The organism is Bacillus sp. AMCV2, from assembly GCF_056033925.1.
This window is the reverse complement of the sequence record NZ_JBVYIB010000002.1, coordinates 2,714,301-2,726,888: the sequence shown is the minus strand read 5'-3', so window position 1 is coordinate 2,726,888 and position 12,588 is coordinate 2,714,301. Positions and strand designations below refer to the sequence as shown.

Genomic DNA, 12,588 nt, shown 5'->3' with positions numbered 1-12,588 from the left:
GAAAAAATTCATAGTCTTGCCGATATTTGTTATGTGAAACAATTAAATAAAGGAGTGTTTTCTTTTGAAAAAATGGTTCGTTGTTTTTTTCTTATTTGTTATTGCGCTGTTTCAATCGCTCCAAACAGTTAGCGCGGAAACAGTTGAATGGAAAGAAAGAGCAGATTTGCCTGAGCCGCGTGTCGGCGCAAGCAGCGGTGTAGTAGATGGAAAGATATATGTGATAGGTGGCGGAACTGTAAAACCAGATACTTATGGGAATCAAACGTTTGTCTATGATCCTAAAACAAATGAATGGACAAGAAAAGCCGACATGCCCACAGAGAGGGGAGGTGCTGCAACAGTTACAGTTGACGGTAAAATTTATGTCATGGGTGGAAGGTCAAACGATGGAGTTGTCAAGACAGTAGAAGTTTATGATCCAAAAAAAGATACATGGGAAAAATTAGATGATCTTCCCTTTGGAAATAATAAAGTTCCAGCTTATAAGATTTATGCAGAAGCTATAGGAAAGAAAATATATGTTGTGGCCTATGAAAATTCTAGATATGCAACGACTTACAGTTACGATCTCGAAACGAAAAAATGGGAGAAAAAACAGAATTTAAATTATGAAGTAACAGGAGCTTCTACTGCAGTAATTGATAATAAACTATATATTCTTGGCGGAACGCATTATATTCCCCAAATCGTTTATGTTTATGATCCAGAAAAAGACACATGGGCAGAAAATGGTAAAGGATTCACAGCAGGATATTATTCTGCGCTTGCTTATAAAGGGAAAATTTTGATGACTGGAGGTGTAAACCGAATTAAGGTGTACGATCCTAAAAGTCAATCAGTTACAGCAGTGACAAATCCGAAAGCGCTATACAGAATGGCGCATTCTTCTGCCATTATTGATGATACACTTTACGTAATTGGTGGAAGAGAAGAAAACTCCAGTTTTGGTGGAAGTTTTGGTGATAATGCAAATGCTAAAATTAAATCAGTTATATCTATTTCGCTCAAGGATTTAAACATACCATCCGATTCGGAGGAAACTCCGGGAGATAAGGATAAAGGATCAACAACACCTTCTGAGGATAACTCAGCAGAAGACGGAGACGCCCTTCTTGTTGTCACCATGGTAAACGGTTTGCAAAAAGAATATCAGCTGTCTATGAAAGAAGTGAACGGATTCCTCAAATGGTACAAGCAGCGTGATGCCGGAGAGGGACCAGGCTTTTATGAAATAGATGAGCATGACAACAACAAAGGGCCTTTTGAAAGTAAAAAGGATTATGTTGTGTTTAAAAACATCTTGATGTACGAAGTAAATAAATATAAATAAACCATCCATCCAAAAACCATCCAATGCAATGTTGGATGGTTCTTGTTGACTTACTCTATTAAACTTTAGAAGGGAAACGGTAAGAGATAGACAGACCTTCCCCTGCACCTATCTATCCTCATAAAGCAGTCTCACAATTCCTTCGTCATAAACACACTGTTTGGATCTTCAACATAGTCTGCAAACGGTTCACAGTACTGAAAATCGAAGCTTTCATACAACTTTCTTGCCGGCTCAAATGAAGCCATTGAACCCGTTTCTAAGCTTAACCGCTCATAGCCTCGCTTTCCAGCTTCTTCAATGATATGCTGGAGAACTTGTTTGGCAACGCCTTTTCTTAAATGTGATGCAGATGTTCGCATTGATTTGATTTCTCCGTGCCGGCTGTCCAGTTCTTTTAGCGCTCCGCAACCGGCTAGTTCATCACCCTCCCATGCACTCCAAAATGTTATTCCAGGGCCTCTTAGTTTCTCTAAACCTAAGGCATGGATGCTTTCCGGCGGGGACATAAGCGTCATGCTATGTAAATGCTCATTCACCAGTGAAACCACCTGATGTCCAGTTAAATCATCTATTTTTATATACATTTTATTCCTCCTCAAACATTCATCTTAATCATATTCCATCCTGTTTCCAACTATAAAGACAGAAAATCTGACAGTATTGAAGCACTTTTGGAATGTATGAGTTGCAGAAGATGCTTGAAAGAAAAAAAGGCCGAAATCGTTGTTCGGCCCTTGTAGTTTTCTTTAATATCTAAAGCCTCCATGCACACCGGCTGTTCCGCTGAACCCGCCGACGTGTGTCGCCGGAATACTGAACCCGCCGCTATGGCCGCTGAAGCCAGTGCCTGAAAATTGCTGCCCGAAAAAATCTGAAGTGTATGGATAAGAGGAGTACATAGCAGAGGGAGTGGTCAACGGGCTATATGCCTGGCTGAACGGCTGTCCGTATCCGTAGCCTCCAAATGGCTGATGGCTTTGCTGGTAAAAGGCAGGGACAGCAGGATAGTACTGCTGCGGAAAGCTCGGGAAGCTTGGAAAGCCTGCAGGGAATCCTTGCATGTCTGCTAATGATTTATTCATCGTATCACCTTTTCTTTGCAAGATACCATTAATGTATGCCGGGGAATAATAGGGGTGCCTATCCGAAATTGAAATGGATTGCAATATGATCTGTCAGACTCAATCCATATACGAACCGTAGCGTGTTATAAAATCTTACATATTTATTTAAAATTAAATAATTCTGGTGTATTGTTGATAGATTAATAAAAAAATTATAAAAACTTTTAACATTTGCGATTCCTTTTGTACCAATCATGAAAGCGTATACAATATAGATTGATTAATCAAAATTGTCTAATAATTTTAAAAAATGCTGTTGACACTGCGTCCAAAGCGGCGTAATATGAGTTCAACAAAAGATAAACGCAAGCTTCACAAGCGAAAATCATCGCAGTATGATTCTAAAAAAATGAAAAACAAACGACCTTCTTGAACAGCTGGAAAGCCGTTCCGAAGGCTGAATATGAAAAGCGCAGATGAGGATAAGTAGCCTTGAAAAAGCTTTCCACAGAGAACCGGGGTAGCTGAGAACCGGCGAAGCTTTACAAGGTGAACTCGCCTCAGAGTGCCAGTCTGAAATGACAGTAGGACTTGGCCGGGTGAACTTGATTCACTCGTTACTAAAGCGGATAGAAATATCCATGAGACGGCCGATTAACAGGCCGTAAACAAGGGTGGTACCGCGGAAAGAAAAGCCTTTTCGCCCCTTTTAGCTATCGCAGTTACTGCGCGGCTGATTGTGGGCGGAAGGGCTTTTTTTATTGAATAATCAGCTATCTAGCTAATGAAAAGATGATCTTTAAAGGATGAAAATCCAAAAGGAGGAACTAAAATGGGGACTAATGTACAGGTGGATTCAGCATCTGCCAAATGTACACAGACGATGAGCGGAGCATTAATGCTGATTGAATCATTAAAAAAAGAGAAAGTAGAAATGATCTTCGGTTATCCGGGCGGGGCTGTGCTTCCGATTTACGATAAGCTATACAATTCAGGGTTGGTACATATCCTTCCCCGTCACGAACAAGGCGCAATTCATGCAGCGGAGGGATACGCAAGAGTCTCCGGAAAACCGGGTGTCGTCATTGCCACGTCAGGCCCGGGAGCGACAAACCTTGTTACAGGCCTTGCTGATGCCATGATTGATTCATTGCCGTTAGTTGTCTTTACAGGGCAGGTAGCAACCTCTGTAATCGGGAGCGATGCATTTCAGGAAGCGGACATTTTAGGGATTACGATGCCAGTAACAAAACACAGCTACCAGGTTCGCCAGCCGGAAGATCTGCCGCGCATCATTAAAGAAGCGTTCCATATTGCAACAACTGGAAGACCCGGACCTGTATTGATTGATATTCCGAAAGATGTAGCAACAATTGAAGGAGAATTCAGCTACGATCATGAGATGAATCTCCCGGGATACCAGCCGACAACAGAGCCGAATTATTTGCAGATCCGCAAGCTTGTGGAAGCCGTGAGCAGTGCGAAAAAACCGGTGATCCTGGCGGGTGCGGGCGTACTGCACGGAAAAGCGTCAGAAGAATTAAAAAATTATGCTGAACAGCAGCAAATCCCTGTGGCACACACCCTTTTGGGACTCGGAGGCTTCCCGGCTGACCATCCGCTTTTCCTAGGGATGGCGGGAATGCATGGTACTTATACAGCCAATATGGCCCTTCATGAATGTGATCTATTAATCAGTATCGGCGCCCGTTTTGATGACCGTGTCACAGGAAACCTGAAACACTTTGCCAGAAACGCAAAGATTGCCCACATCGATATTGATCCAGCTGAAATCGGAAAAATCATGAAAACACAGATTCCTGTAGTCGGAGACAGCAAAATTGTCCTGCAGGAGCTGATCAAACAAGACGGCAAACAAAGCGATTCAAGCGAATGGAAAAAACAGCTCGCAGAATGGAAAGAAGAGTATCCGCTCTGGTATGTAGATAATGAAGAAGAAGGTTTTAAACCTCAGAAATTGATTGAATATATTCATCAATTTACAAAAGGAGAGGCCATTGTCGCAACGGATGTAGGCCAGCATCAAATGTGGTCAGCGCAATTTTATCCGTTCCAAAAAGCAGATAAATGGGTCACGTCAGGCGGACTTGGAACGATGGGATTCGGTCTTCCGGCGGCGATCGAGCGCCCAGCTGGCCGAAAAAGATGCTACTGTTGTCGCGGTTGTCGGAGACGGCGGATTCCAAATGACGCTTCAAGAACTCGATGTTATTCGCGAATTAAATCTTCCGGTTAAGGTAGTGATTTTAAATAACGCTTGTCTCGGAATGGTCAGACAGTGGCAAGAAATTTTCTATGAAGAACGTTATTCAGAATCTAAATTCGCTTCTCAGCCTGACTTCGTCAAATTGTCCGAAGCGTACGGCATTAAAGGCATCAGAATTTCATCAGAAGCGGAAGCAAAGGAAAAGCTGGAAGAGGCATTAACATCAAGAGAACCTGTTGTCATTGATGTGCGGGTTGCCAGCGAAGAAAAAGTATTCCCGATGGTGGCTCCGGGGAAAGGGCTGCATGAAATGGTGGGGGTGAAACCTTGAAAAGAATTATCACATTGACTGTGGTGAACCGCTCCGGAGTGTTAAACCGGATCACCGGTCTATTCACAAAAAGGCATTACAACATTGAAAGCATTACAGTTGGACACACAGAAACAGCCGGCGTTTCCAGAATCACCTTCGTCGTTCACGTTGAAGGAGAAAATGATGTTGAACAGTTAACGAAACAGCTCAACAAACAGATTGATGTGCTGAAAGTCACAGACATCACAAATCAATCGATTGTCCAGAGGGAGCTGGCCTTAATCAAGGTTGTCTCCGCACCTTCAACGAGAACAGAGATTAATGGAATCATAGAACCGTTTAGAGCCTCTGTCGTTGATGTCAGCAGAGACAGCATCGTTGTTCAGGTGACAGGTGAATCTAACAAAATTGAAGCGCTTATTGAATTATTAAAACCTTATGGCATTAAAGAAATCGCGAGAACAGGTACAACGGCTTTTGCGAGGGGAACCCAGCAAAAGGCGTCATCCAATAAAACAATATCTATTGTATAAAACATAACAAGGGAGAGATTAAAATGGTAAAAGTATATTATAACGGTGATATCAAAGAGAACGTATTGGCTGGAAAAACAGTAGCGGTTATCGGGTACGGTTCGCAAGGTCACGCACATGCCCTGAACCTTAAAGAAAGCGGAGTAGACGTGATCGTCGGTGTTAGACAAGGAAAATCTTTCACTCAAGCCCAAGAAGACGGACATAAAGTATTTTCAGTAAAAGAAGCGGCAGCCCAAGCCGAAATCATCATGGTTCTGCTTCCGGATGAGCAGCAGCAAAAAGTATACGAAGCTGAAATCAAAGATGAATTGACAGCAGGAAAATCATTAGTATTCGCTCATGGATTTAACGTGCATTTCCATCAAATTGTTCCTCCGGCGGATGTAGATGTATTCTTAGTGGCGCCTAAAGGCCCGGGACACTTGGTCAGAAGAACATATGAGCAAGGAGCTGGCGTACCTGCATTGTTCGCAATCTATCAAGATGTGACTGGAGAAGCAAGAGACAAAGCCCTCGCTTATGCTAAAGGAATCGGCGGCGCAAGAGCGGGCGTACTAGAAACGACATTTAAAGAAGAAACAGAAACAGATTTGTTCGGTGAGCAAGCAGTTCTTTGCGGCGGATTAAGCGCGCTTGTCAAAGCAGGATTTGAAACATTAACTGAAGCAGGTTATCAGCCTGAACTTGCATACTTCGAGTGTCTTCATGAGCTGAAATTAATCGTAGACCTTATGTACGAAGAAGGACTTGCAGGAATGAGATATTCAATCTCTGACACAGCACAGTGGGGAGATTTCGTATCAGGCCCTCGCGTTGTGGACGCTAAAGTAAAAGAATCTATGAAAGAAGTATTAAAAGATATCCAAAACGGTACATTCGCAAAAGAGTGGATCGTCGAAAACCAAGTAAACCGTCCTCGTTTCAACGCTATCAATGCAAGCGAGAACGAACATCAAATCGAAGTAGTGGGAAGAAAGCTTCGTGAAATGATGCCGTTTGTGAAACAAGGCAAGAAGAAGGAAGCGGTGGTCTCCGTTGCGCAAAATTAATTTTTTCGATACGACGCTTCGTGATGGTGAACAGTCCCCTGGAGTGAACTTGAATACACAGGAGAAACTTGCCATAGCTAAGCAGCTCGAAAGACTCGGGGCAGATATCATTGAAGCGGGATTTCCCGCTTCGTCCCGAGGTGACTTTTTAGCTGTTCAGGAAATCGCAAGAACCATTAAAAATTGTTCAGTAACTGGTCTGGCCCGTTGTGTAAAAGGTGATATTGATGCTGCTTGGGAAGCGTTAAAAGAAGGTTCTCACCCGAGAATTCATGTTTTTATCGCCACATCGGACATTCATTTGAAGCACAAGCTGAAAATGACACGTGAGCAAGTCATTGAAAGAGCGGTTGAAATGGTGAAATACGCAAAAGAACGTTTTCCGATTGTGCAATGGTCAGCTGAAGATGCCTGCCGCACTGAACTGCCGTTTCTAGCAGAAATCGTCGAGAAAGTGATTGACGCAGGCGCCAGTGTTATCAATCTTCCAGACACTGTCGGCTACCTGGCCCCGGCGGAATACGGAAATATCTTTAAATATATGAAGGAAAACGTTCCGAACATTCACAAAGCAAAGCTTTCAGCCCACTGTCATGATGATTTAGGAATGGCAGTCGCAAACTCTCTTGCTGCGATTGAAAATGGCGCTGATCAAATCGAATGCGCTGTGAATGGGATCGGTGAAAGAGCCGGAAACGCAGCATTAGAGGAAATTGCCGTAGCCCTCCATACCAGAAAAGATTTCTACCAAGTCGAAACAGGTATTACACTAAACGAGATTAAGAGAACAAGTGATTTAGTAAGCAAACTGACAGGCATGGCTGTCCCGCGCAACAAAGCGGTTGTTGGAGATAATGCATTTGCTCATGAATCAGGCATCCATCAGGACGGCTTTTTAAAAGAAAAATCGACTTATGAAATTATTTCACCGGAGCTTGTCGGCGTAACCGCAGATGCGCTTGTCCTAGGTAAACATTCCGGACGCCACGCATTTAAAGACCGGCTGACTGCTTTAGGATTCCAATTTGACAGTGAAGAGATTAATAAATTCTTTACGATGTTCAAAGAGTTGACTGAGAAGAAAAAAGAAATCACTGATGAGGATCTTGTTTCTCTTATTTTAGAAGAAAAAGTAACAGATCGCAAGATTGGGTATGAATTTCTTTCTCTGCAAGTACATTACGGAACAAGTCAGGTCCCTACGGCTACTCTTTCTTTGAAAAATCAAGAAAACGCAGAGCTTATTCAGGAAGCTGCAACTGGAGCTGGAAGCGTGGAAGCAATCTACAATACGCTTGAGCGCTGCATCGATAAGGATGTGGAGCTCTTAGACTACCGCATTCAGTCTAACAGAAAAGGCGAAGATGCATTTGCCCAGGTGTATGTAAGAGTTTTGGTGAACGGAAAAGAATCAGCAGGGCGGGGCATAGCGCAAGACGTATTAGAAGCATCAGCGAAAGCTTATTTGAACGCAGTAAACCGTCAATTGGTTTTCCAGTCGAATATGAGTGGGTTGAAAAACCACACAGCTGTCGGATCATAAAAGAAAGGAGAACGGTTAACTTGAAGAAACGTATTGCTCTATTGCCCGGAGACGGGATCGGCCCTGAAGTATTAGAATCAGCGACAGACGTACTGAAAAGTGTTGCCGAACGCTTTAACCATGAATTTGAATTTGAATATGGCCTGATTGGAGGGGCGGCTATTGATGAACATCATAACCCCCTCCCGGAGGAAACCGTTGCTGCTTGTAAAAATGCAGACGCGATATTGCTTGGCGCTGTCGGCGGACCGAAATGGGATCAAAATCCTTCGGAACTGAGACCGGAAAAAGGGCTGCTCAGCATCAGAAAACAGCTTGATTTGTTTGCGAACTTGCGGCCTGTGAAGGTATTTGAAAGCCTTTCTGACGCTTCGCCTTTGAAAAAAGAATATATAGATAATGTTGATTTCGTTATCGTTCGTGAGCTCACAGGCGGCTTGTATTTCGGCCAGCCGAGCAAACGCTATGTAAACACTGAAGGTGAGCAGGAAGCAGTAGATACACTGTTTTATAAGCGAACGGAAATTGAACGGGTGATCAGAGAGGGCTTCAAAATGGCGGCAGCCAGAAAAGGCAAAGTGACCTCTGTAGATAAAGCGAATGTTCTTGAATCAAGCCGGCTGTGGCGTGAAGTGGCTGAGGACGTTGCACAAGAGTTTCCTGATGTGAAGCTTGAGCACATGCTTGTGGATAACGCGGCCATGCAGCTAATTTATGCACCGAATCAATTTGATGTCGTGGTGACTGAAAATATGTTCGGTGATATTTTAAGCGATGAAGCGTCCATGCTTACAGGCTCGCTCGGAATGCTCCCGTCAGCCAGCCTATCAAGCTCTGGTCTTCATCTGTTTGAACCTGTTCATGGCTCCGCGCCTGATATTGCTGGTAAAGGGATGGCAAATCCGTTCGCAGCCATATTGTCAGCGGCAATGCTTTTGAGAACATCTTTCGGGCTTGAAGAGGAAGCGAAAGCTGTAGAAGATGCGGTAAACAAAGTCTTGGCTTCCGGAAAAAGAACAAGAGACTTGGCACGGGGTGAAGAGTTCAGCAGCACTCAGGCCATTACAGAGGAAGTTAAGGCAGCAATCATGAGTGAAAATACAATTTCTAATGTGTGACAGCTTACGTTAAGCGGTCTTAGCTCTAGGTAGAGGGAGGAAATAAAAGATGATGCCTCGAACAATCATCGAAAAGATTTGGGATCAGCATATTGTAAAACATGGTGAGGGAAAGCCGGATCTTCTCTATATTGATTTGCACCTCATTCATGAGGTGACGTCTCCTCAGGCATTTGAAGGCTTGAGACAAAAGGGAAGAAAGGTCAGAAGACCCCAAAATACATTTGCGACAATGGACCACAACATCCCGACTGTCAATCGTTTTGAGATAAAGGATGAAGTTGCGAAACGCCAAGTAACGGCGCTTGAAAGAAACTGTGAGGAATTTGGCGTGCGCCTTGCCGATCTTCACAGTGTGGATCAAGGGATTGTCCATGTCGTCGGCCCTGAACTGGGCTTAACGCTTCCGGGGAAAACGATTGTGTGCGGTGACAGTCATACATCAACACATGGCGCATTCGGCGCTCTTGCATTTGGTATCGGGACGAGTGAAGTTGAACATGTCCTTTCCACACAGACACTTTGGCAGCAGCGTCCAAAAACACTTGAAGTGCGCGTAGATGGAACGCTTCAAAAAGGGGTAACGGCAAAGGATGTCATCCTTGCTGTCATCGGCAAATACGGTGTGAAATTCGGCACAGGCTACGTCATTGAATACACTGGGGAAGTATTCAGAAATATGACGATGGATGAACGAATGACTGTTTGTAACATGTCAATTGAAGCAGGAGCAAGAGCAGGTTTGATTGCACCTGACGAGGTGACGTTTGAATATTGCAAAAATCGCAAGTACACGCCAAAAGGCGAAGAATTTGACAAGGCCGTAGAGGAATGGAAGGCGCTGCGCACAGACCCGGGCGCTGTTTACGATAAATCTATCGTCCTTGACGGCAACAAAATTTCCCCTATGGTGACATGGGGCATTAACCCGGGAATGGTTCTTCCTGTCGATTCTGAAGTTCCTGCGCCGGAAAGCTTTTCTGCAGAAGATGACAAAAAAGAAGCGATTCGCGCTTATGAATATATGGGACTCACTCCTCATCAGAAAATTGAAGACATTAAAGTGGAGCACGTATTTATCGGTTCCTGCACGAATTCCCGCATGACTGACCTTCGCCAGGCTGCTGATATGATCAAGGGGAAGAAGGTAGCTGACAGCGTAAGGGCCATCGTCGTGCCCGGATCCCAAAGCGTGAAGCTTCAGGCTGAAAAAGAAGGGCTTGACCAGATTTTCTTGGAGGCTGGATTTGAATGGAGAGAGTCAGGCTGCAGCATGTGTTTGAGTATGAATAATGATGTTGTTCCTGAGGGAGAGCGCTGTGCATCAACCTCTAACCGCAACTTCGAGGGCAGACAAGGAAAAGGTGCAAGAACACATCTCGTCAGCCCGGCAATGGCTGCGATGGCTGCCATTCACGGACACTTCGTTGATGTCAGAAAGTTTTATCAGGAAAAAACAGTTGTGTAAGGAGTGCGCGAGATGGAACCTTTGAAATCACATACGGGGAAAGCGGCCGTATTAAATCGGATCAATGTGGATACAGACCAGATTATTCCTAAGCAATTTTTGAAGAGGATTGAAAGAACAGGCTACGGGCGTTTTGCATTCTTTGACTGGAGATATGATGCGAATGGTGAACCGAACCCTGAATTTGAATTAAACCAGCCTGTTTATCAAGGAGCTTCCATTTTAATAGCGGGAGAAAACTTCGGCTGCGGGTCATCGCGTGAACACGCTCCGTGGGCACTTGATGATTATGGGTTTAAAATTATCATTGCACCGTCATTTGCTGATATTTTCCATCAGAACTGCTTTAAAAATGGCATGCTTCCGATCCGCATGCCATATGACAATTGGAAACAGCTTGTCGGCCAGTATGAAAACAAGTCATTGCAAATGACTGTTGACCTTGAAAATCAGCTGATTCATGACAGTGAAGGCAATCAAATTTCATTTGAAGTTGATCCGCATTGGAAAGAGATGCTGATCAACGGATATGATGAAATTTCATTAACGCTGCTGCTGGAGGATGAAATCAAGCAATTTGAATCACAAAGAAGCTCTTGGCTTCAAGCCTGAAAAAGCGGCCGGTATTTGTCCGGCGGCTTTTTTTGCCTAATGAAACCTTTCAATTCTTGTGTTTGTTCACAGGTGTTGATACACTTGAACAAAATAAATGCCTGAAAGGAATATAGGTATGACGCATGACAAGAAGAACGCAAAAATTATTCCTTTTCCTCATCTGAAAGACCGCCTTGTGGAAAAAGGGATGTCATCACTAAAGGAAAAAAAGTATCAAGAAGCGCTTGAACTGTTTTCAGAAGCGATGAAATATGATGATACTGAATCCGATCTTCACTTAGGGATGGCCATCTGCTTTTTAGAGCTGGGCGAGCTGGAAGAGGCAAAAAGCGTGTGCGAGAAGATGCTCAAAGAAGGTTATGGCCATTATTTTACGGTTTTGCAGGTGTACATGACCATCTTAATTCAGCTCAAAAAATATGAAGAAGTCAAAAGCACCATTGAAGCCGTTTTGGAAGAAAATCAGCTGCCGGCAGAAAGCGCCGAGCAATTTTATAAGCTGCTGGATTTCAGCCGGAAAATGACCGATCCGGATCGTGAGGACGAGGCTTGGGCCGAAGAATATGAGGATACAATTGACACCGAGAAAGTGCTGGCAAGCCCTGAGGAGCAAATGAATCTCATTCATTCCTTAAAAGACCGTAACGTAGCAAAGTATACAGGATTGCTCAAAACAATTCTCCAAGACCCCTCAGCCCATCCGATTATCAAAACGATGATTGTCATGCTATTGGCTGAGCATGAGTACAGTAAACCTGTGCACATTAGTAAATTTGGCGAGTCTTTGACAATTGAACCGTCTGAGATTGTTCCGCCTGATGCCGCCCCGATTCTGCACCGTGTTCTCAGGGTGCTGGATGAGACACTTGGAAATGAAAATCCTACCTTATATGCGGCAGTAGAAGAATTGTGGAGAAGACATTTGTACGTTTTATATCCGTTCCAGCCGAAATTGCTGTCGGCTGACCTTTGGGCGGCTGCCCTTCATAAAGTCGGTTACGAGATGCACGGGATTGAAATTGAAAGCGAAGAACTTCATATGATGTATGAATTTACAGACAGAGAACTCGATGAAGCTTGCACAATGTTAAAAGATATTGAAGAAATTTCTTATTTGTAAATCGCGCCATATAGTTGAAAGCGCTATGTGTTATGTTATAATATAGTGGTTGTATTTGTGTATAACGGGTTATAAGAAATACGGTTGGACAGGCTTTGCAGTTCATTATTAACATCTATACATAATGATTCTGATCTTTGGCAGCTTTGTTTTTGTTGGACGAAGCCGAATGATTGCTTTAGAATGGAAGACCGACACA

General features: G+C 43.7%; 10 protein-coding genes, 1 pseudogene and 1 other annotated feature. Of the genes and pseudogenes, 9 read left to right on the top strand and 2 right to left on the bottom strand.

Annotation, left to right across the window (positions count from 1 at the left end; genetic code table 11):
* The first annotated feature begins 64 nt into the window (after nt 1-64).
* Nucleotides 65-1,333 (top strand): Kelch repeat-containing protein, encoded by a 1,269-nt coding sequence (locus AC0OMA_RS14190; protein WP_474222195.1) that lies wholly within the window; start codon nt 65-67, stop codon nt 1,331-1,333.
* A 131-nt stretch (nt 1,334-1,464) separates the two neighbouring features.
* On the opposite strand, the gene AC0OMA_RS14185 is transcribed toward AC0OMA_RS14190, so the two are convergent.
* Nucleotides 1,465-1,920, bottom strand: a complete 456-nt coding sequence (locus AC0OMA_RS14185) for a GNAT family N-acetyltransferase (protein ID WP_047182984.1) — start codon at nt 1,918-1,920, stop codon at nt 1,465-1,467.
* Nucleotides 1,921-2,082: 162 nt separating this feature from the next.
* Nucleotides 2,083-2,418: an inner spore coat protein CotQ gene (gene cotQ / locus AC0OMA_RS14180; RefSeq protein ID WP_015483533.1), complete on the bottom strand. Its 336-nt coding sequence runs from the start codon at nt 2,416-2,418 to the stop codon at nt 2,083-2,085.
* A 446-nt stretch (nt 2,419-2,864) separates the two neighbouring features.
* Nucleotides 2,865-3,111, top strand: a binding site (T-box leader).
* Between the two features lie 121 nt (nt 3,112-3,232).
* Here cotQ and ilvB point away from each other — a divergent pair.
* From ilvB to ddcA, 8 genes and pseudogenes are all read left to right on the top strand, one after another.
* Nucleotides 3,233-4,958, top strand: a pseudogene (ilvB, locus tag AC0OMA_RS14175) (acetolactate synthase large subunit).
* Complete coding sequence (gene ilvN, locus AC0OMA_RS14170; protein ID WP_004399096.1) at nt 4,955-5,473, top strand: acetolactate synthase small subunit; 519 nt, start codon at nt 4,955-4,957, stop codon at nt 5,471-5,473. The pseudogene ilvB and the gene ilvN overlap by 4 nt, the downstream one beginning before the upstream one ends.
* A 23-nt stretch (nt 5,474-5,496) precedes the next feature.
* Nucleotides 5,497-6,525: a ketol-acid reductoisomerase gene (gene ilvC / locus AC0OMA_RS14165; protein ID WP_003222549.1), complete on the top strand. Its 1,029-nt coding sequence runs from the start codon at nt 5,497-5,499 to the stop codon at nt 6,523-6,525.
* A complete protein-coding gene (locus AC0OMA_RS14160) occupies nt 6,512-8,068 on the top strand; it encodes a 2-isopropylmalate synthase (RefSeq protein WP_100506482.1) in 1,557 nt (518 codons plus the stop codon). Before ilvC ends, AC0OMA_RS14160 begins: the two co-directional genes overlap by 14 nt.
* Before the next feature lie 20 nt (nt 8,069-8,088).
* The gene (gene leuB, locus AC0OMA_RS14155; protein ID WP_015251530.1) at nt 8,089-9,186 is read left to right on the top strand and encodes a 3-isopropylmalate dehydrogenase; all 1,098 of its coding nucleotides are present in this window, start codon (nt 8,089-8,091) and stop codon (nt 9,184-9,186) included.
* 49 nt (nt 9,187-9,235) lie between these two features.
* A complete protein-coding gene (gene leuC / locus AC0OMA_RS14150; protein ID WP_003229604.1) occupies nt 9,236-10,654 on the top strand; it encodes a 3-isopropylmalate dehydratase large subunit in 1,419 nt (472 codons plus the stop codon).
* Nucleotides 10,655-10,666: 12 nt separating this feature from the next.
* Nucleotides 10,667-11,266 carry a 3-isopropylmalate dehydratase small subunit gene (gene leuD, locus AC0OMA_RS14145; protein WP_063335546.1) on the top strand — a complete coding sequence of 200 codons (600 nt, stop codon included), beginning with the start codon at nt 10,667-10,669 and terminating at the stop codon, nt 11,264-11,266.
* Nucleotides 11,267-11,384: 118 nt separating this feature from the next.
* Entirely contained in the window at nt 11,385-12,389 is a 1,005-nt protein-coding gene (ddcA, locus tag AC0OMA_RS14140; RefSeq protein ID WP_015483530.1) for a DNA damage checkpoint antagonist DdcA, read from the top strand.
* Nucleotides 12,390-12,588: the final 199 nt, after the last annotated feature.